The organism is Pantoea sp. DY-5, from assembly GCF_019795955.1.
GTDB classification, from domain to species: Bacteria; Pseudomonadota; Gammaproteobacteria; order Enterobacterales; family Enterobacteriaceae; genus Pantoea; species Pantoea leporis.
Map to the genome: position 1 here is coordinate 197,320 of NZ_JAIMIE010000001.1, position 18,325 is coordinate 215,644.

The window sequence follows — 18,325 nt, forward strand, 5'->3', positions numbered from 1 at the left end:
ATCAATAACGTGACGGCAGAAAACGTGCCGCATCAGCCTGGGAATAAAGCAGCGTCGCTTCCTGCGGTTCGCCAATCCAGACGGCCAGAGCGCTGAGATTGTCGCTTTTTACACTGCGGTTAACGGCTTGTTCCATCAAAGTCAGCCACTCTTCGCAGGCATTCACCATGCGCAGGGCCAGTTCCATTTCGTGGGTGGTGAGATTGAGCCAGAATCCATCGCTGCAAACCAGAAACGCATCGCCATCGGCCAGCGTAATCACCTCGCTAAAAGTGGCCGGACGGGCAGGTTCAACACCGAGCGCATTATAGAGTAAATTACTGTTAATGCCGGTATTTTCATAGCCCGCCTCACGTAGCTGCTGGGCCAGACTGTGGTCACTCGTCACCTGATTTAGCACCCCATGACGGAAGTGATAAATCCGGCTGTCGCCAGCGTGCGCCCACCATGCGCGCTGTTTTTCGCGGTCGATAAACAGCGCGGCGAGCGTGGTGCTCATACGTGAAAAATTCGGATTGTTTCCCTGTGCCTCAATCAGCACCTGCTGGCAGTGTTCGATGGCGGCGCGCGTGCTTTCAGGGGTGAACGTCGCACTGTGCTGCAGCTGCGTTAGCAGCGTATCGCGCACCAGTTGCGCGGCGATATCACCGCCAGGCAAACCGGCGACGCCGTCACACACCAGAAAACAGGCTTTGTGATCGTCCAGCTCGGCGCCGGTACGATCCTGATTTTCGTCGCGCATGCCTTGCTGGCAGCGGCTGGCAAACATCATCTTCATGCGTCTTCGGTCCGCGTTTGAGAATCTTTGTATTGATTCACTTCCATATCATAGGCATGCAGGAAGGCTTCGCCGAACAGCGTATGGAAGTCATCCTCAATTTCGCCAGCGGTACGTTGATAGTGGCGTGAGAAGTAATCCCACAGCGCCGCTTTGCGTCCGGTGCTGAACGCCATTTTGGGCAGCACGCCATCTTTGCGTGCTTCTTCTTCTAAGCGCTGCGGGTTAAATGATTGCAGCATGGCGGCAATAATCGCGCGGATACCGGCAATCATGCCGAGCTGATGCGCCTGCAAATCCACTAGCGCATCGCGCACCGCCGGTTCCGGCGGCATAAAGCCCGGCATCTGGCTTTGATACATCTGCATCAATACGGTTTTACCGGACGGCAGAATCTTGAACGGGTTATTCGCCTCATTGAGGATCATCGTCATGTCGGCTTTCACGCCGCGCTTGAGGATCGAGCGCGAGGAGAGCAGGGCGACGGTACCTTGCGAAAACAGGCTCAGCATGCGACCGGTTACGCGCATCTGCTCTTCGGTGATGGTGGTTTGATGGCCGTTGTTCAGCCCCATCCCTTCCAGCAGCGCGGCAATCAGTTTGTCCTGAGAGACGCCCGGCAACATGGCTGGCAGCGTCGGCGCATCGCTTTGCGGATCAATCGCCAGACGCGGATCGTTGCGGCGCTCCTGACGCGCAACCGGCTCGGGAATCACCTCGGACTCCTGCATCATACCGAGCGGGTCGTCGCTGCTGTCGGCAAAGAACGCCAGCGGATCGTCCTGGCGGGCTTTCAGGTTGTTAGGGTCGCGGACTTCGAGCCCATACTCACCGATTTGCAGCGTGTCGCCATCCTGCAACGCCACTTGCGAGCCGCGTTGCAACGCGACGCCGTTCAATACCACCGACGTGACGCTGCCCTGATTGGTCAGGCGGCACTCGCCCTCCGGCGAAAGATGCACCAACGCCTGCAGACGCGATATGGCGCGCGATTCGTCAGGCAGCACCAGATCGTTATCCTGACTGCGGCCGATGGTGCCACCGGGCGGTTTAAAGGCTACCGTCTTGGCGGGCACATCCGTATTGCACTGCACAATGGTAAATTGCATGAGTCATCCCGTTAACAAGGCAAACGCCACGGCCTATTCAAACATCGGTGGATAGAGGCCGTTGCGGCCCGGCTGTGCACCAGACGCCGGGTTAAACAATAATGAAAAAAGTTGCGCAGTCAGCGGGCCACTGTGTTTATGGGTGGCATGGCTAAAACCGTCACTGCGATTACTCCACCAGTAGCTCATGTGCTGCTGCGGATCGAATCTGTCAGCCACTTCACGCCAGCTCAGCGTACAGGGCAAATCATCAAAACCAATCACATCCATGATGTCGCTGCGCTGCGTATCCGGCACCAGCAGCGGCGAAAGACGCTGCATCTGCTGCTCCAGCGCATCGGGATTGAGCCGATCGCGCACCGCGTGCAGCAGCAGCGCGCCCAGCTCCTGAAACCAGTCGCCGGACATCGCCAGCTGCGCGCTGTGCCAGTTGCTCAGCGGGAAGCTGCGCAGCGCCAGCAGCGGCCAGCTTCGGCCCACGCGATCGCAGGACGGCAGCAGGCAGCCCATCTGTACCTGCTGACGCAGCGGCGAAAGCGGTAACACAAAATTCCACACCGGCGCACGTAAAAACTGTGCGGTGCTGGCATCGGCTTGCTGATGCCAGTGCAGTAATCCTTGCTGAAACCAGTGGCTCCACGGCGTCACGGTATTTTCGCTCAGACGCTGGCGCAAAAAATCGCCGGTGGCCGGTAACTTGCCGTACCAGCCCGGCGCAGTGTGTGTCGGCATGATTACCTCACCATTACTCACTGTGTCTGGTCAATCGCTGCGAAACAACGTGCGGCGCAATCGCCAGCGTGTTGCTGCTGTCACCGGCATTTTTCAGATTCTCCGCAAGCTTACGCATCATCAACGCATTGTCACGCGCATACGGCGAAGACTGAATTTGCTGATCCAGCAGCTGGCTCAGATGCCAGTCGAGCTGCTGCAAATCGCGCGCGCTGACATCCTCCGGCAGCGTGCGCTGCAGGTTTTGCATCAGCCAGCCACGCAGGAACTCGCCGTCATAATTGCGCGGCTGATAGAGCATCTGATAGGCCCGCAGCGCATTGCGACTGTAATCGTTATCGGTGCCAGGATCGTCACGCAGCAAATTGGTGATCTGCTGCGCCACGCGCGGCAGCAGTAAAGACTTAAGCGCATTTTGATAAAGCGCCCACGCCGCATCGCTGACCTGGTTGCCGCGATACAGACCAACGCGCATGGTAAGCGGTGGATTGTCGAGGGAAAAACGCTCGGAGAGCGGCAGTTTCACCAGGTTATTTAAGAAGGGTAGCAGATCAAAAATATTATCGGCGGGCTGATGGATCACCTGCTGACTTTGCGTGGTGATCGGCGCAATGCGTTCGGCAACCTGGTCCAGATAACGCTGATTCTGAATATAGCTGGTGAGCCACAGACAGGAGAGCAGCAGCAGCGCGCCGGTCAGCACGCCATAACCGATCCAGTGGAACAGGCGGTTGCGGTATTCCCAATGGCGATTGCTGCCCGCCAGACCGCTTTCGCGGAATACTAAATCGCTCAGCAAATCGCGGATAAAGAAACTCTGTCCTTTGTTGCCGGGGATCGGACTGCTGCGATCGACGCTATTCCACGCGGCGAGGCTGCTTTCACCGGTATGCGGCAGCTGCAGCTTGCGGTTCAGCTCGCCCATGATGCGGTCAAACGGTAAACCTTCCTGCGTGCCGCTGGTGAAGAACAGGCCGCGCGCCGACCAGGCGATCGGCTCCTGATGGCTGGAAAACACCACATCGAGATACTCATTCAGCAGCGGACGCAGCGAACTGAACTCTTGCGGGAACAGGAAGCTGTCGGCGCGCTGGGTGAGATCGCGCTCGCCGGCCATGACGTCGGCCAGCTGCTGCTGTAAACGCTGTTCTAAGTGCTGATATTGCTGGCTGAAGCTGCGGTGCCAGTCGTCTTTATGCGGTTTGCCCGGTTCCCACGGGAAAGTGAAGCCCCAAATCGCATCGCGCTGCGGCTTGCTGAGCGTGCCGTAAAAACTCATAAACCCTTTCAGCAGGTCGGTTTTGGTCACCATCACATACACCGGGAAGTGAATGCCGGTGTGCTGATGCAGCTCCGCCATGCGTTCACGTAGCGCGCTGGCCTGCGCATGGCGGGCTTCGGCTGAATCGGTCAACAGATCGGAGACGCTGATGGTCATGATCACGCCGTTGATCGGCTGGCGGGTGCGATAGCGCTTCAGCAGATTGATAAAACTGTGCCACTCCGCGCCGTCACGCGCGCGCTGGCTCTCCTGCAACGCATAACGCCCGGCGGTATCGATCAGCACCGCGCTGTCGGTGAACCACCAGTCGCAGTGGCGCGTGCCGCCCACGCCGCGAATCGCCGCTTTGCCGAGGCTGTCGGTGAGCGGGAATTCCAGGCCAGCATTAAGCAACGCGGTGGTTTTACCGGCGCCCGGCGCGCCAATCATCACGTACCACGGCAGCTGATAGAGATAGTGACTTTGAAAACGAGCCAGCCAGCTCTGCTGATGGCGACGACCAAACTGGGTGCGCTTTAAACGCAGCGCCGCTTCACTGAAGCGCTGCGCCAGCAGGGTTTCAGTGGCCTGGCGATCGGATAACTCTTCCTGGCTCATCTGCTGCAGACGATTCAGCAGCTTGCTGTTAAACCAGCCGCGCCACAGTGCAGGAAGAAACTGGAACAGCAACCAGAGCAGATAGAGCAAACCGACCGCTAGCTGGCGCGGCAATACCGGCTCGAGCGGCCGCGTATCGCCCCAGCTCCACAGCGGTCCGAGCATCCACAGCACGCAGCTCAATGCCGTGACGCCAATCAGGCTCCACAGCAGGCGATGGGTTAACAGATGTTGCAGTGATGCGCGCATCATTGGCCTCCCTGATGATTGCCGAGGGTTTCCGGTGTCACAAACAGGGTGATTTCCACCCGTCGATTACGGGCGCGGTTTTCATTACTGTCGTTCGGCAGCAGCGGATTGCTGTCGCCGCGACCTTCCGCTTTCACGCTGTGACCTTCCGCGAGCTGCGGATTAAGCAGCTGCATGATGGCGCGTGCGCGCGCAGAGGAGAATTCGTAGCTGGAGGCGAAGCGGCCATCGACCGGGCTGTTATCGGTATACACCGATACCAAAACCGTGCCTTTAACGGTTTTCATTGCGCTGGCGACATGCGCCAGCAGCGCCCGTCCCACCTGATTCACCACCGTGCCGTCGCTGGAGAACAGTTTGTCAGCGGGGATGATCACTTTGCTGCCGAACGCGCCGTCGCTCACTTCCAGCTGTCCGGCGGCAATCACATCATTCAGACGTTGATGGAGATCGAGCAGCGCTTGAGGGGAAGTAGGGCGACGTCCTGGCGTGATTTGTGGCAGCGGGGTTTGATAGATGGTGCGCAGCAGCGGTTCGGCGGCGTTGCCGAGTCGCCAGTTCAGTCCGCTGTAAATCAGGCTCGCCACCAGCGTGGCCAGGGTAACGCAGGCCCAGAGCGGCACCATCGGACGCGTCAGGGTGCTGACCAGCGGATGCACTTCCACCAGCGGCACCGCCGGATTGGCGCTCGCCGGGCGATGTTCCGTAATGAGTTGTGCCAGGCGTTTGCGGATGGCTTCACACTGCGCGCGGCCGCTGTCACTGCCGCGATAACGGCCTTCATAACCGAGCAGCAGGCAATAGTGGATCAGTTCCAGCAGCCACAGATGCTGCTGCGGGCTTTGCGATACGCGCGACAACAGCTGGAACACTTTCTCACCGCCCCAGCTTTCATTGTGAAAGGTGACCAGCATGCCGTTGCCGGACCACACGCCGCGCGTGCCCCACGGCGTTTGCGCTGCGGCTTCATCCAGCACGCTGCACAGGCAGTAGCGCGCGCCGATAATCATCTCAAAAGGTAAGCCCGCTTGTTTACAGCGTTGTTCGAACTGGCGGATCTCTTCGATCAGTAACTGGCGCAATCCGGCAGGATCGTCATGCGTAGCGGCCTGCCGTATACGTACCACGGCATTCAGGATGGGTGCTGCGGCATTAAGCAAAAGGTTATCATTGCCCGCGACAATGCCATCGCGAGCAAGGGAATCCTGAGTCATTAAATCTTGGTTATCCAGGCAAGGGCGAAAATCACAGCCCGCAGAGCAAGCGCTTCTGCGGGCATTGTGCGCCGGATTGCATTATCAGTCTAAAATCCAGGTCGCGGTATCGTTAGTGCGACAAGCCTTGCTGGCGCCGCCAACGGCCACACAAACCTGTTTGCTGTTGCGGCGGGGGCGCGGACGATCGCTTCGAATGGTCGCGTCGTAACGGCTGCTCTCCACGCCCGCTTTCGGCGGAATATAGCCAATTAACTGGCCGTTAGGCTCATCAGCCACTGCTAGCCAGCTGTGTTCAACACGGCCCAGCACTTCGAATGGTTTAGCGTTATCAAGATAGCGCACCACCTTGCCACCATAATCAGGCGTGGTCATTACCGAGGCGGCGTACAGCGCGCGATAACTCTCATTGACCGGCGTGAATTCGCCAGGTGCTGCCACCGCATGACGATGGACCAGTTGGACGCCATTCACTTCACTGGTTACCAGCGTGTCATCTGTAACGGGTGGCGGTGGCGCTTTGCAAGCAGCCAGACTTAACACCGCCAGCAACACAAGCACGAGACTCTTATTCACCATGATCCTCAAATTTCATCAGATTAGCTGCAGAGTAATCTGCGGCACGGGCCGTTAAGGCAGGCAGATTAAGCAGCGCGAAAGCCATCAAAAAAACAGACAGATTACAGAAAGATAGTGCTGAACTAAGTCTACCTAAGACTTTTGAGAATTCAAACCATTGCACCATGAGAAATCCCGTGCTAGCGGGCGAAAAAGCAGCGCAGGCCGATGATATAAAACACATAGTCACGGTGATAGATAAGCTGAGTTAATTTATTCGCTGCTGTTAGCGGTGCAAGGCTGCGCAACGGCATTTGGTCACGGTTAGTACCAAACGAAAATGGTAAATAAGATTAATCTATTTATGTGCGATAAAAAAGATTGCTTTGCGAAACAATTTTCTCAATTTCAGAATTTCCGGGCCCCATACTGCCATTTTGGCACGCAGCACGGCATGGCTTTTGCTAGGCGCATTTATAAACTTGCGGCGGCCAATAATCGACCGCAATTTAACTTATGGCTAAATAAGCTCACATTTCCCCCCTTTAATCCGCGCTTTAGCCTGACAGGGTTTTGGCATTCTATGCTCAGAATTCCTGCCAGCTGAGGTAAGTCGTGGCTGAAGAGAGTAACGAGGACAAAACAGAATCGCCCACGCCCCACCGACTTGAAAAAGCGCGTGAGGAGGGGCAGATTCCGCGTTCGCGCGAGCTGACTTCAGTGATGATGCTGTTGATTGGATTGCTGATCCTGTGGGTCGGCGGCAACAGCATGGCGGAGCGTCTGGCCAGCATGGTCGCCACCGGATTTCGTTTTGATCACGGCATGGTGAACGATGACAAAGTGATCATTGGTCATATCGGCAGCCTGATTAAGCAGGCGGTGATCGCGCTGCTGCCGCTGATGGGCGGCTTAGTGGTGGTGGCGATTGCCGGGCCGATGGCGCTGGGCGGCCTTAACTTCAGCGGCAAATCCATTAAGTTCGATCTCAAAAAGCTCAACCCGCTCACCGGTATTGGCCGCATGTTCTCCGGCCAAACCGCTGCAGAGCTGGTGAAATCGATCATGAAAGCGGTGCTGGTTGGGCTGGTGGCCGGTTGGTACATCTGGAGCCACTGGGAAGAGATGCTGCGTTTGATGAGCGAATCGCCGATCAACGCGCTACATCACGGTTTGTCGATGATCGCCGCCTGCTGTGGGCTGATCATGCTGGGCCTGTTCCCGATGGTGGGTTTTGATGTGTTCTGGCAGCTCTACAGCTACTTCAAAAAGCTGAAGATGACGCGCCAGGAGATCCGCGACGAACATAAACAGAACGAAGGCGACCCGCACGTTAAAGGGCGTATTCGCCAGGCGATGCGCGCGGCGGCGCGCCGTCGCATGATGGCTGATGTACCGAAAGCCGACGTTATCGTCACTAACCCGACGCACTACTCGGTGGCGCTGAAGTATCAGGAAGGCAAGATGAGCGCGCCGAAAGTGGTGGCCAAAGGCGCGGGCGATATCGCCCTGAAGATTCGTGAGCTCGCCAAAGAGCACCGTATCCCGATTCTCGAAGCACCGCCGCTGGCGCGTGCGTTGTATCGACACACCGAAATTGGTCAGTTCATCCCCGGCGCGCTGTATGGCGCGGTAGCGGAAGTGCTGGCCTGGGTTTGGCAGCTGCGACGCTGGAAGCGCGAAGGCGGCCTGATTCCAAACAAACCAAAAAACCTGCCGGTTCCGGCAGACATGGACTTTGCAGGAGAGAACACTAACGATGGCTAATTTAGCCGAGAAGCTGCGTTTACCGGGCAACTTTAAAGACACGCAATGGCAGGTGCTGGCGGGCCCGGTACTGATCATGTTGATCTTGTCGATGATGGTGCTGCCGTTACCCGCATTCATTCTTGACCTGCTGTTCACCTTTAACATTGCGCTGTCGATCATGGTGCTGCTGGTGGCGATGTTCACCCAGCGCACGCTGGAGTTCGCCGCCTTCCCGACCATTCTGCTGTTCTCGACGCTGCTGCGTCTGGCGCTGAACGTCGCCTCAACCCGTATCATTTTGCTGGAAGGCCATACCGGCGCCGATGCCGCCGGACGCGTGGTGGAAGCCTTTGGTCACTTCCTCGTTGGCGGTAACTTCGCCATCGGTATCGTAGTGTTCATCATCCTCGTCATCATCAACTTCATGGTCATCACCAAGGGTGCGGGACGTATCGCCGAAGTCGGCGCGCGTTTTGTGCTGGATGGGATGCCAGGTAAGCAGATGGCGATCGATGCCGACCTCAACGCAGGCTTGATTGGCGAGCAGGAAGCCAAGCAGCGCCGTACCGAAGTGACGCAGGAAGCCGATTTCTACGGTTCGATGGACGGTGCGAGTAAGTTCGTCCGTGGTGATGCTATCGCCGGTATCCTGATCATGGTGATCAACATCATCGGCGGCCTGTTGGTCGGCGTGGTGCAGCACGGCATGGATCTCGGTCACGCCGGTGAAACCTACACGCTGTTAACCATCGGTGACGGCCTGGTGGCACAAATCCCCGCGCTGGTGATCTCCACCGCCGCAGGTGTCATCGTGACGCGCGTGGGCACCGATCAGGACGTCGGCGAGCAGATGGTAACGCAGCTTTTCAAGAACCCGCGCGTGCTGATGCTGAGCGGCGGCGTGATTGGTTTACTCGGCCTGGTGCCGGGCATGCCAAACCTGGTGTTCCTGCTGTTTACCGCTGCGCTGCTGGGCCTGGCCTGGTGGCTGCGCGGTCGCGAAATGCAGCCGAAGAAACCGGCGGAAGCCTCCAGTCTGGTAAAAACTCAGGAGACGCCGGCCACGGTGGAAGCGTCGTGGACCGATGTGCAGCTGGAAGATTCGCTCGGCATGGAAGTGGGTTATCGCCTGATTCCGATGGTCGATCACCTGCAAAACGGCGAACTTTTGGGGCGTATCCGCAGTATTCGTAAGAAGGTGGCACAAGAGGTCGGCTTTCTGCCGCCGGTGGTGCATATCCGTGACAACATGGAGCTGCCGCCCGCGCGTTACCGCATCCTGATGAAAGGCGTAGAAATTGGCAGCGGCGATGCTTATCCGGGCCGCTGGATGGCGATTAACCCTGGCACCGCCGCTGGTTCACTGCCGGGCGAGCCGACCGTCGATCCGGCCTTTGGTCTGGCGGCAATCTGGATCGACAGCGCATTGAAAGAGCAGGCGCAGATTCAGGGCTTTACCGTGGTGGAAGCCAGCACCGTCGTGGCGACGCACCTCAATCACCTGATTGGCCAATACGCCAGCGAGCTGTTTGGCCGACAGGAAGCGCAGCAGTTGCTGGATCGCGTTACGCAAGAGATGCCGAAGCTGACCGAAGATCTGGTGCCGGGCGTCATCACGCTGACCACGCTGCATAAAGTGCTGCAAAACCTGCTGACCGAGCGCGTCTCGATTCGCGATATGCGCACCATTATTGAGACGCTGGCGGAACATGCGCCGGTACAGAACGATCCGCAAGAGCTCACCAGCGTAGTGCGTGTGGCGCTGGGACGTGCGATTACCCAACAGTGGTTCCCGGGTAACGGCGAAGTGCAGGTGATTGGCCTCGACGCCACGCTGGAACGTCTGCTGCTGCAGGCGCTGCAAGGCGGCGGCGGACTCGAACCCGGTCTGGCGGATCGCTTACTGGTGCAGGCGCAAGGCGCACTGCAGCAGCAAGAGATGGCGGGTGCTCCGCCGGTGCTGCTGGTCAATCATCCGCTGCGTGCGCTGCTGGCGCGCTTCCTGCGCCGCAACCTGCCGCAGCTGATTGTGCTGTCGAATATGGAGTTGACCGACAACCGTCAAATCCGTATGACCGCCACCATTGGAGGCAAGTAATGCGTCGCTGGTGCTGGGCATTGATGATGTTGCCGATGATGACGCTACCGCTGGCTGCCGCTGCGGCCAGCGGTGCCTGGAGCGCCAACGCCAGCGGCCCAAGCCTTGGCGTGCGCGGTAACTGGCTGATGACGCCTGCGCTGCGTGCGCCTTCCAGCGCGCCGGGCAATATTTCGCTGGTGTACTGGCGTTATCAGCTCAGCCGTCCTGCGCCCTCGGGTTTGGTGGTGCGCTTGTGTGCGGGCGATCGTTGTGTCGAGATTGAAGGCGCCAGCGGCAGTACGCGCGGCTTAGCCAACGTGGCGGCGGAAGAGACGCTGCATCTGGCGTTTGGCTTTCAGGGGAAGGGCGCATTGCCGCCCGGCTTACGGGTGGTGAGCAGTGAAGTGACGGTGAATTATCAGTAACGCGTGTTACCTCGGCGACGCGCCCTGCGCCGCCGAGTGCATGGATTAAGGCTTATCTCCCTGACCGTAAATTGGGGGTGAAGCCAGTTTTGCATCCTCTCTTAACCCTTTCACCTGCTTCGCATCCACTTTGGCCGCTGCCGGATTACCAAACTGCTGGGTAACAAAGTTACTGACATCCGCCACCTGCTGGTCACTCAGTTCAGGCGCAAAAGGCGGCATAAACACTTCGCCCTCGCGCATATGGCGATGCACACCGTTGAGGACCACCGATACCACGTTCAGCGCATCTGCCGCGCCGGTGCTGGTGTGATGGAACAGTGACGGATAGGCATGGAAACCGCTGCCCGATCCCGCACCTTCCGCGCCGTGACAGCTGGCACAGTTACCGGCAAATACCACCGCGCCGGGCTGAGCATGGCGGGTCGCCTCATCGGCACCGCGCAGTGCAATCAGCGCGGTGGAAGGTTGTCCCCAGCTGTCGCGCGCCCGGGTTTGCTGTGCGTCCGGCTGTGGCTTAACGCTGCGCAGATAGGTGGCGATGTCCTGCAGATCGCTTTCGGGCAGATATTGCAGGCTGTGCTCAATCGCTTCGGCCATCGGCCCGGAGGCGCTGGCTTTGTTGGCGACAAACCCGGTTTTCAGGTAGGTCACCAGCTGCTGCTGGCTCCAGTCACCGATGCCAGCCTGCTTATCCGGCGTAATGTTGTATGCCATCCAGCCGCCAAGATCGCCGCCGGCCAATGCTTTATCGTTGTCCATGCCCATGGTCAGATTACGCGGCGTATGGCAGGTGCCGCAGTGCGCCAGCGCTTCAACCAGATAGCGGCCGTTATTCCACTGCGCGCTCTGCTGCGTATCGTTCTGCAATTCGCCTTTATCGAAGTTAAACCACTTCCAGAAGCGCATGCCCCAGCGTTGGTTGAATGGGAACGGCAGGTCGGTTTGCGGTGAAGCCTGATGCACCGGCGGCATCGACATGAGATAGGCTTTGATTGCCAGCACATCGTCGCGCTTCATTTTGGTAAAGGAGTCATACGGCATCGCCGGATAGAGCTGCTCGCCATTTTTGCCAATGCCGTCGCGCACCGCAGCAACGAACTGATCGTCACTCCAGCTGCCGATACCATACTGCTTATCGGAGGAGATATTGCTGCCCCAGATTTGGCCGAAAGGCGTACTGACCGCAAAGCCGCCGCCAAACAGCGGGCCGTTGGTGGCGGTATGACAGGCGGTACAGTCACCGGCGCGCGCCAGATATTCGCCGCGCTTAATCTGAGCGGCATTGTCTGCCGCCTGCGCCACGGCGCACTGCATCAGGACCACCGCGATAGCGGCCTGAATCAATACAGGTTTCATCGGGTGCTCCTTACAAGCTTGCCAGAACGCTATCGGCCATACGCAGCGCCAGCGCGGTTCCGGTCAGCGTTGAGTTGACCGTCGAGGCCGACGGCATAATGCCGGTGCCGGCGATAAACAGGTTCGGGTGATCGTGGGTGCGGCAGTGACCATCCACCACCGAATCCTGTGGATTGCTGCCCATGATCATGGTACCGGTGATGTGCTGGTTGTTGTCGTAAACGCCGCGCTTGCTGTAAACCGCCTCGGTGCCGCCCATCTCTTTCACCATGCGCTGGAAGTCGATCATCGACTGGTCGTAGCCGCGATGCACGTAGTCCGGGAAGCGGTAGTAAACCTCGAGACGGGGAATGCCCCAGGCATCCTTCTCGGTTTTACTCAGCGTGACGCGGTTCTGCGGCTCCGGCAGCATCTCCAGCAAACACTTGAGCTGAACAAAACGCTCAGCCTGGAAGGCCAGCTTGTCGTTAAGCGCCTTGCCATAATAGCCCTGACGTACCAGACGTTCGGTGAGATAACGCACCGGCGAGGTGTTGGCGAGGTCGATACGCAGCGCCGAACGTTCACCACGGAAATCGCCGTCGCGCATATTGTTGATGCTGCCGGGACGCATTGGCCCACGGCCAAACCACACCGGCTCATCGGCGTAGAACTCCACTGACGATCCCGGATGATCCATCAGGTTGCGGCCCACCATGCCGGAGCTGTTGGCGATGCCGTTCGGGTAGCGATCGCTGGTGGAGAGCAGCAGGATTTTCGGGCTTTCAATGCCGTTGGCGGTCAGGACAAACTGTTTGCCGGTCACGCGATGAGGCACTTTATTCTGATCGAGATAGTGCACCGCCTGAATGGTGCCTTTGTCGTCAGCCTCAATGCGGAACACCACCGCATTGGTGACGATTTTGACACCGGCATCCAGCGCCTTACGTGCGGCAATGCCGCCGTGATACTGCGCATCAATCGGACAAACCGGCATGCAGTTATTGTTGCCGCAGCAGGCTGGGCGACCGTCATAGGCGATGCTGTTACGCGCCTGCGGACCAATGCCCACCTCATAACCCAGCGGACCGAGTCGCTGCTTCAGACGATCGAAGCCGTACGGCAGCGGAATGCCCGGCAGCGGGTAAGGGCGCGAACGCGGCGAAGCCAGATCGCTGTCGCCAGATACGCCCATCTGGTATTCCGCGTCGCAGTAATAGGGTTCCAGCTCGTCATAGCTGATGGGCCAGTCGCGGCCAACGCCGTACAGCGACTGAATGCGCATATCGTTCGGCAACAGGCGGAACGCTTGTCCAGCCCAGTGCCATGTGGTGCCGCCGGTACCGCGCAGATATTGGGCGCGATAGGGATCCGGGCCTTTCTGGATCAGGTAATTGTTATCGCTGGGTATGAATTTTGGCTGCGGTGCCCACGGCTGCGGCGGATACGGCTCGGTGAAATCGCCCTTAAACGGCGAATTGCGAAAATACTCCACCGCCTGATCGCGCTTAATCTCCGGGCCGGACTCCAGCAACAATACCGACGCGCCCGCTTTGGCCATCTTCAGCGCCGCCAGTGAACCGGCAATGCCGGCGCCAATCACCACCACGTCGGCGCTTAATGAATCAGACATGTGCTCTCCTTGCAGGCGGCTGCGTCCAGAAGTTAGGTTGCCCCGGCGCGTAGCTCGGTGGTAACAGGGAATCACGCACCAGCTGATAGCTGACGATATTTTCAAAGGCGATACATTGCGGACGCGGCAGCGGTCCGACGACGCCGAGATACCAGCCGGAAACCAGCGCCTGATAAAGATCGTTAAGGGCTTTGGGCTGGCTACTCAGCAGCGCCAGCAGGCTGCTGCCGTTGGCGGCGGGTTGCTGCTCCAGCAGCGCGCTGAGCGTATCGAGCTGGCTATCCAGCTGCGGGAAATGCGCGTGCAGCCAGCTGTAGAGGCGCTGCGCCAGCAAGGCATCCGGCTGGTCCAGTCCGGTTAATCGGACGGAAATCGCAGTAAAACTGGCGGACGGAGCCACTGCGGCGGCCAGCGGTGGCGAGGCGAAAGCCAGGCTGCCGGGTAGCGCCTGCGTCAGGACGCCAGCCACCAACAGGCCCGCCGTGCCGGTCAGCAACCGGCGGCGTGAAAGAGTCATCATGGAAATTCCCGAAAGTTATTTCAGCGCCTGAGCGGCAGCCTCTGAAGCCTGGTTATCCAGATCCTGTTTGGGGGTGCTGACGCCGACGGCGCCGACCACTTCATCCTGCAGCGTGAGCGGGAAACCGCCACCGAGTGCCACAGCGTGCGGGATGGCGAGAACCGTGGTTTCGCCACTCTGCAGACGCTGCATAAATTTCAGGGAAGGGGCGTGATACAGCGCCGAGGTGCGCGCTTTACCAATGGCGGCATCGACGCAGCCCGGCGATGCGCCGTCAAGGCGCTGGAAGGCCAGCAGCGTACCGCTGGCATCAACCACCGCTACACAGCCGGTGCTGTGCTGCGCGCTGATGCTGTTTTTGACACTGGTCATCACCTGGTTGGTGTGGCTGGCGTCCAGCGCGGCGGCGCTGGCCTGGCCAATACCCGCTGCCAGCAGCAGGGAAAGGGCGACAGATGCTCTAATCTTCATGTTTTGCTTCCGATATTTATTGTTTTAAAACGTGCTTCTCGTCTCGCTTACGCTACGCTGTTGCAAAAATGTAAACAATTGCCGATAAACAAAACGCATACCTCTATGCGTATAACTCATTGAGGTGGATAGATCTTATCCAGCGTCTGTTGCCAGACGAAGGGCGTCAGTTGTTGATAGCGCAGGGAGCGGGCGTTTAACGCATCAATCAGCCCTTGCTGCGTGGCAACAATCGCTGCGCTCATGGCGGCCGGTACCTTGACGTCCTGCAGCGTTTTCACCACTTCCTGCATCTCTTCAGCGCGTCGCTGGCCGTGCTCTGCCACGCGGCTAATCAGGTAGTGCGGCAGCTGATCGTTCCAGCCCAGCGACGGGAAACTGGCGTGCAGCGAGTCGAGTACCGCTTGCTCTACGCCATACTGGCGCGCCGCGCTCAGGCATTCGGTGGTCAGCGCTTCGAGGCCTTTGATCATCACGCTGCGGCACATCTTAATCGCTGAAGCTTCACCCACTTCGCCACCCAACAGGCGGCTGTGGAGACCCAGCTGTTGCAGCAGCGGCTGCACCTGTGCAGCCTGAGCGCCGCCAATCAGCAGCGGCGTCGCCAGCCGCTTGGGCGGCACCGGCGCCATCACCGCCACGTCGATATAGCTGGCCCCCGCAGCGTGAATCACTTCAGCCGCGGCGCGTTTGGTGTGCGGTGCCACCGAGTTGAGATCGAGAAAGTGCTGCCCGGCCTGTAACCGCGCTGCCGCCTGCTGCGCCACGTTGAGGGCCTGCGACGCGGTAACGGTGGAGAACACCAGCGCGGCGTCCTGCAATGCATCCGCCAGCGAAGCGGCCAGCCGCACGCCGCTCTGCTGCGCTTTTTGCTGCAGCGCGGGCAGGGTTTCTGCCGCGAGGGCTTTGCGATCCCATACCGTCACCGCATTGCCCTGCGTCTGTAAATCATGGGCGAGAATGCCGCCCGCTTCGCCAAAACCGATAAAGGTGATGTTCATCAATTACTCCTTGCTGAAGGGCCAGACCGCCGCCGGAATCATGACTTCACCGGCGAAAATGGCACGCGCAGTGCGCAACAGACCGCAGCCCGCCAGCGGGTTATCGCCTTCGCGCTGCAGCAGCACGCTGAATTCTCCGCTGGGATGTTCCACGCTCAGGCGCTGTTGAGGTTTCTGGCTGGTGCGTGCCAGTCCGTCGGCGACGCTGCCGGGGATCAGGCAGGCGCTGGCGACACTCACCGCGCCAAGCACACCAATCGAGGCATGGCAGCGGTGCGGAATAAAGGTGCGTGAGCTGATGGCGCCACCGTGACGCGCTTCAGCCAGCAGCGTGACTTTGGGCACTGTTCGCTGGCTGACATCCCCTAAATTCATCCGCGGCCCGGCCTGCAGGCGGATCGACTCCAGCCGCTGCTTGAGCTCGCTGTCGTTATCCAACGCGTCGCGGCTTTCATAGCCGCTGCGATTGACATCCGCTGCACGCACCAGGATCACCGGCATGCCGTTGTCGATGCAGGTGACGTCGATGCCATCAAAACGATCGCGCGGCTGACCGGTTGGCAGCAGCGCGCCACAGCTCGAACCGGCAATGTCTTTGAAGGTGAGGGCGATCTCGCCTGCGCTGCCCGGCACGCCATCAATGCGCAGATCACCGTCATAGTCGACTTCACCGTCGGGCGTGGCGAACGCCGCCTCGGCAATCTGCCCGGTGTTCTGCATGAAAATGCGCACACGGGTGCGTTCGCTGCCTGCCTTGACCAGCCCGCGTTCGACGGCGAAAGGCCCGACGGCGGCGAGGATATTGCCGCAGTTTTGCCCGTAATCGACGCGGGCTTGATCGACGTTGACCTGGGCAAACAGGTAATCGACATCGGCATCGTCACGGTGTGAAGCGCTGACGATCGCCACTTTGCTGGTGAGCGGATCGGCCCCGCCGAGGCCGTCAATTTGACGGATATCGGGCGAACCCATCACCGCCAGCAGTACCCGATCGCGGGCCGCCGGTTCGGCTGGCAGATCCTGTGCCAGAAAGCAGGCGGCTTTGGAGGTGCCGCCGCGCATCAGCAAGCAGGGAATGCGACGCTGGCGCATGGTTTATTCCTCCAGTTGATCGAGCGTGTCGAGATAGCGCAGTCCTTTTTCCGCCAGGCGCGGGCGCATCTGATAGATATCTAGGCCCAGCTCACCGGCCGCTAAACGCAGGCGTTTGCTCTCTTCCAGCTCTTCACGCTGACGCGCTTTGGCCGCCACGCTGGCGGCTTCATCGCGTGCCACCACCACCACGCCGTCGTCATCGGCGACGATAACGTCACCCGGCCAGATCAGCTGCCCGGCACACACCAGCGGCACATTCACCGAGCCGAGCGTCTCTTTCACCGTGCCCTGCGCATATACCGCACGCGACCAGACGGCAAAGCCCATCTCACGCAACGTGCGGCTATCGCGCACACCGACATCCGCCACCAGCCCGCGCACGCCGCGCGCCTGCAGCGAGGTCGCCAGCAGATCGCCGAAGAAGCCGTCGCTGCACGGCGAGGTTGGCGCAACCACCAGCACATCGCCCGGCTGACAGAGTTCCACCGCGACGTGAAACATCCAGTTATCACCCGGCGCCACCAGCACGGTGACCGCGCTGCCCGCGATGGCACAATCCTGCTGAATCGGGCGAATGGCAGGATCGAGCAAACCTTTACGCCCCTGCGCTTCATGCACAGTGGCGACGCCAAAGCGCGCCAGCGCGTCGATATCGGTGGCTGCCGCACGCGGGATGTGGCGCACCGCGACGCCTTTTTTCGCGATGATGCTCATGCCAGATCCTCCGTTACGCGCGGGAAGATGCTCTGATAACCTTCGCCATAAATGATGTCGCGGCTGGTGGTAATGCCGACGTTACGCTTGGCCTGCACGCCGCGCTGCTGCGCTACGCGCGTGTAGTATTCCCACAGATGTTCCTGCCCGGCCATGCACTGAATCGCCTGATATTTTTTGTCCCACACTGAGGTGATATCCAGCAGCACATCCGGCTTCCAGTTGCACTGTTCAGGCTGGTGCGGTTCGAAGCAGTACACCGGCGGCGCACCGACAATTTTTTCGCCCGGACGGTAGCCTTCGGCTTGGGCGATAATGCGCGCTTCCTGCGCCAGATTGGTGGCCATTGGGTGATCGTAGTTGTAGGGATCCTGCAACGAGTGAGTCAGAACAAAGTGCGGCAGCACCCGACGATAAACGTCCGCCAGGCGGAACAGGGTTTCTTTATCGGCACGCAGCGGATAATCGCCGAGATCAAAAAATTCGATGCTGGCACCGAGGATCTCGGCGGCGGCCTGCGCCTCGCTGCGGCGGGCGGCTTTGACTTTCGCCTCGCTCATCTCCCCCTTGCGCCACAGCTTGGCCGACTCACCGCGCTCGCCAAACGAGAGGCAGACAACGTGGACGTCATAGCCCTGCGCATGGTGCAGCGCAATGGCACCGCCGGCGCGCCAGACGAAATCCGCTGAGTGAGCGCTGACCACCAGCGCGGTTTTTTTTGGGGTGTTGTTAGTCATGGCATACTCCTCCGCTGTTTTTTTCCATGCTGTCACCGCCAAC

The 18,325-nt window shown here is 59.5% G+C and carries 17 protein-coding genes; 3 read left to right on the forward strand and 14 right to left on the reverse strand.

Features of this window, described 5'->3' with window-relative positions:
- Position 1: 1 nt before the first annotated feature.
- The 6 genes from K5Y30_RS00950 to K5Y30_RS00975 form a co-directional block, all read right to left on the reverse strand.
- Positions 2-778: a PP2C family serine/threonine-protein phosphatase gene (locus K5Y30_RS00950; RefSeq protein WP_222210292.1), complete on the reverse strand. Its 777-nt coding sequence runs from the start codon at positions 776-778 to the stop codon at positions 2-4.
- Positions 775-1,887, reverse strand: coding sequence for a type VI secretion system-associated FHA domain protein TagH (tagH, locus tag K5Y30_RS00955; protein WP_217546375.1), 1,113 nt, complete (start codon positions 1,885-1,887; stop codon positions 775-777). Before tagH ends, K5Y30_RS00950 begins: the two co-directional genes overlap by 4 nt.
- Positions 1,888-1,920: 33 nt before the next feature.
- Entirely contained in the window at positions 1,921-2,619 is a 699-nt protein-coding gene (gene tagF / locus K5Y30_RS00960; RefSeq protein ID WP_222182579.1) for a type VI secretion system-associated protein TagF, read from the reverse strand.
- A 13-nt stretch (positions 2,620-2,632) separates the two neighbouring features.
- Entirely contained in the window at positions 2,633-4,747 is a 2,115-nt protein-coding gene (gene tssM / locus K5Y30_RS00965) for a type VI secretion system membrane subunit TssM (RefSeq protein WP_222210892.1), read from the reverse strand.
- On the reverse strand, positions 4,747-5,961 hold the full coding sequence (gene icmH / locus K5Y30_RS00970; protein WP_101764124.1) for a type IVB secretion system protein IcmH/DotU: 1,215 nt from the start codon (positions 5,959-5,961) through the stop codon (positions 4,747-4,749). The genes tssM and icmH overlap by 1 nt, the downstream gene beginning before the upstream one ends.
- Before the next feature lie 84 nt (positions 5,962-6,045).
- A complete protein-coding gene (locus tag K5Y30_RS00975) occupies positions 6,046-6,540 on the reverse strand; it encodes an SH3 domain-containing protein (RefSeq protein WP_192234148.1) in 495 nt (164 codons plus the stop codon).
- 594 nt (positions 6,541-7,134) lie between these two features.
- Here K5Y30_RS00975 and flhB point away from each other — a divergent pair.
- From flhB to K5Y30_RS00990, 3 genes are read left to right on the forward strand one after another with little or no spacing between them, the layout of a single operon-like run.
- Complete coding sequence (gene flhB, locus K5Y30_RS00980; RefSeq protein ID WP_101764132.1) at positions 7,135-8,286, forward strand: flagellar biosynthesis protein FlhB; 1,152 nt, start codon at positions 7,135-7,137, stop codon at positions 8,284-8,286.
- Positions 8,279-10,366 carry a flagellar biosynthesis protein FlhA gene (gene flhA, locus K5Y30_RS00985; RefSeq protein WP_101764133.1) on the forward strand — a complete coding sequence of 696 codons (2,088 nt, stop codon included), beginning with the start codon at positions 8,279-8,281 and terminating at the stop codon, positions 10,364-10,366. The genes flhB and flhA overlap by 8 nt, the downstream gene beginning before the upstream one ends.
- Positions 10,366-10,773, forward strand: a complete 408-nt coding sequence (locus K5Y30_RS00990; RefSeq protein ID WP_222182575.1) for a flagellar protein FlhE — start codon at positions 10,366-10,368, stop codon at positions 10,771-10,773. The genes flhA and K5Y30_RS00990 overlap by 1 nt, the downstream gene beginning before the upstream one ends.
- Positions 10,774-10,818: 45 nt before the next feature.
- Here K5Y30_RS00990 and K5Y30_RS00995 read toward each other — a convergent pair whose 3' ends face one another.
- The 8 genes from K5Y30_RS00995 to galB form a co-directional block, all read right to left on the reverse strand.
- A complete protein-coding gene (locus tag K5Y30_RS00995) occupies positions 10,819-12,132 on the reverse strand; it encodes a cytochrome c (RefSeq protein WP_222182573.1) in 1,314 nt (437 codons plus the stop codon).
- Positions 12,133-12,142: 10 nt separating this feature from the next.
- The gene (locus tag K5Y30_RS01000) at positions 12,143-13,744 is read right to left on the reverse strand and encodes a GMC family oxidoreductase (protein ID WP_222210293.1); all 1,602 of its coding nucleotides are present in this window, start codon (positions 13,742-13,744) and stop codon (positions 12,143-12,145) included.
- Entirely contained in the window at positions 13,737-14,264 is a 528-nt protein-coding gene (locus K5Y30_RS01005; protein ID WP_222182569.1) for a sugar dehydrogenase complex small subunit, read from the reverse strand. The genes K5Y30_RS01000 and K5Y30_RS01005 overlap by 8 nt, the downstream gene beginning before the upstream one ends.
- A 15-nt stretch (positions 14,265-14,279) precedes the next feature.
- Positions 14,280-14,735: a heme-binding protein gene (locus tag K5Y30_RS01010; RefSeq protein WP_222210294.1), complete on the reverse strand. Its 456-nt coding sequence runs from the start codon at positions 14,733-14,735 to the stop codon at positions 14,280-14,282.
- A 116-nt stretch (positions 14,736-14,851) separates the two neighbouring features.
- On the reverse strand, positions 14,852-15,736 hold the full coding sequence (locus K5Y30_RS01015) for an NAD(P)-dependent oxidoreductase (protein WP_222210295.1): 885 nt from the start codon (positions 15,734-15,736) through the stop codon (positions 14,852-14,854).
- A 3-nt stretch (positions 15,737-15,739) separates the two neighbouring features.
- Entirely contained in the window at positions 15,740-16,828 is a 1,089-nt protein-coding gene (locus K5Y30_RS01020) for a 4-oxalomesaconate tautomerase (protein WP_222210296.1), read from the reverse strand.
- 3 nt (positions 16,829-16,831) lie between these two features.
- Positions 16,832-17,545, reverse strand: a complete 714-nt coding sequence (locus tag K5Y30_RS01025) for a 4-carboxy-4-hydroxy-2-oxoadipate aldolase/oxaloacetate decarboxylase (protein WP_101764141.1) — start codon at positions 17,543-17,545, stop codon at positions 16,832-16,834.
- Positions 17,542-18,282, reverse strand: a complete 741-nt coding sequence (gene galB / locus K5Y30_RS01030) for a 4-oxalmesaconate hydratase (RefSeq protein WP_222210297.1) — start codon at positions 18,280-18,282, stop codon at positions 17,542-17,544. The genes K5Y30_RS01025 and galB overlap by 4 nt, the downstream gene beginning before the upstream one ends.
- Positions 18,283-18,325 lie beyond the last annotated feature (43 nt).

Excerpts from the sequence above, each read along its gene's own strand:
- K5Y30_RS00950 (WP_222210292.1), bottom strand. The coding sequence starts at position 778 with ATGAAGATGATGTTTGCCAGCCGCTGCCAGCAAGGCATGCGCGACGAA.
- tagH (WP_217546375.1), bottom strand. The coding sequence starts at position 1,887 with ATGCAATTTACCATTGTGCAGTGCAATACGGATGTGCCCGCCAAGACG.
- tagF (WP_222182579.1), bottom strand. The coding sequence starts at position 2,619 with ATGCCGACACACACTGCGCCGGGCTGGTACGGCAAGTTACCGGCCACC.
- tssM (WP_222210892.1), bottom strand. The coding sequence starts at position 4,747 with ATGCGCGCATCACTGCAACATCTGTTAACCCATCGCCTGCTGTGGAGC.
- icmH (WP_101764124.1), bottom strand. The coding sequence starts at position 5,961 with ATGACTCAGGATTCCCTTGCTCGCGATGGCATTGTCGCGGGCAATGAT.
- K5Y30_RS00975 (WP_192234148.1), bottom strand. The coding sequence starts at position 6,540 with ATGGTGAATAAGAGTCTCGTGCTTGTGTTGCTGGCGGTGTTAAGTCTG.
- flhA (WP_101764133.1), top strand. The coding sequence starts at position 8,279 with ATGGCTAATTTAGCCGAGAAGCTGCGTTTACCGGGCAACTTTAAAGAC.
- K5Y30_RS00990 (WP_222182575.1), top strand. The coding sequence starts at position 10,366 with ATGCGTCGCTGGTGCTGGGCATTGATGATGTTGCCGATGATGACGCTA.
- K5Y30_RS00995 (WP_222182573.1), bottom strand. The coding sequence starts at position 12,132 with ATGAAACCTGTATTGATTCAGGCCGCTATCGCGGTGGTCCTGATGCAG.
- K5Y30_RS01000 (WP_222210293.1), bottom strand. The coding sequence starts at position 13,744 with ATGTCTGATTCATTAAGCGCCGACGTGGTGGTGATTGGCGCCGGCATT.
- K5Y30_RS01005 (WP_222182569.1), bottom strand. The coding sequence starts at position 14,264 with ATGATGACTCTTTCACGCCGCCGGTTGCTGACCGGCACGGCGGGCCTG.
- K5Y30_RS01010 (WP_222210294.1), bottom strand. The coding sequence starts at position 14,735 with ATGAAGATTAGAGCATCTGTCGCCCTTTCCCTGCTGCTGGCAGCGGGT.
- K5Y30_RS01015 (WP_222210295.1), bottom strand. The coding sequence starts at position 15,736 with ATGAACATCACCTTTATCGGTTTTGGCGAAGCGGGCGGCATTCTCGCC.
- K5Y30_RS01020 (WP_222210296.1), bottom strand. The coding sequence starts at position 16,828 with ATGCGCCAGCGTCGCATTCCCTGCTTGCTGATGCGCGGCGGCACCTCC.
- K5Y30_RS01025 (WP_101764141.1), bottom strand. The coding sequence starts at position 17,545 with ATGAGCATCATCGCGAAAAAAGGCGTCGCGGTGCGCCACATCCCGCGT.
- galB (WP_222210297.1), bottom strand. The coding sequence starts at position 18,282 with ATGACTAACAACACCCCAAAAAAAACCGCGCTGGTGGTCAGCGCTCAC.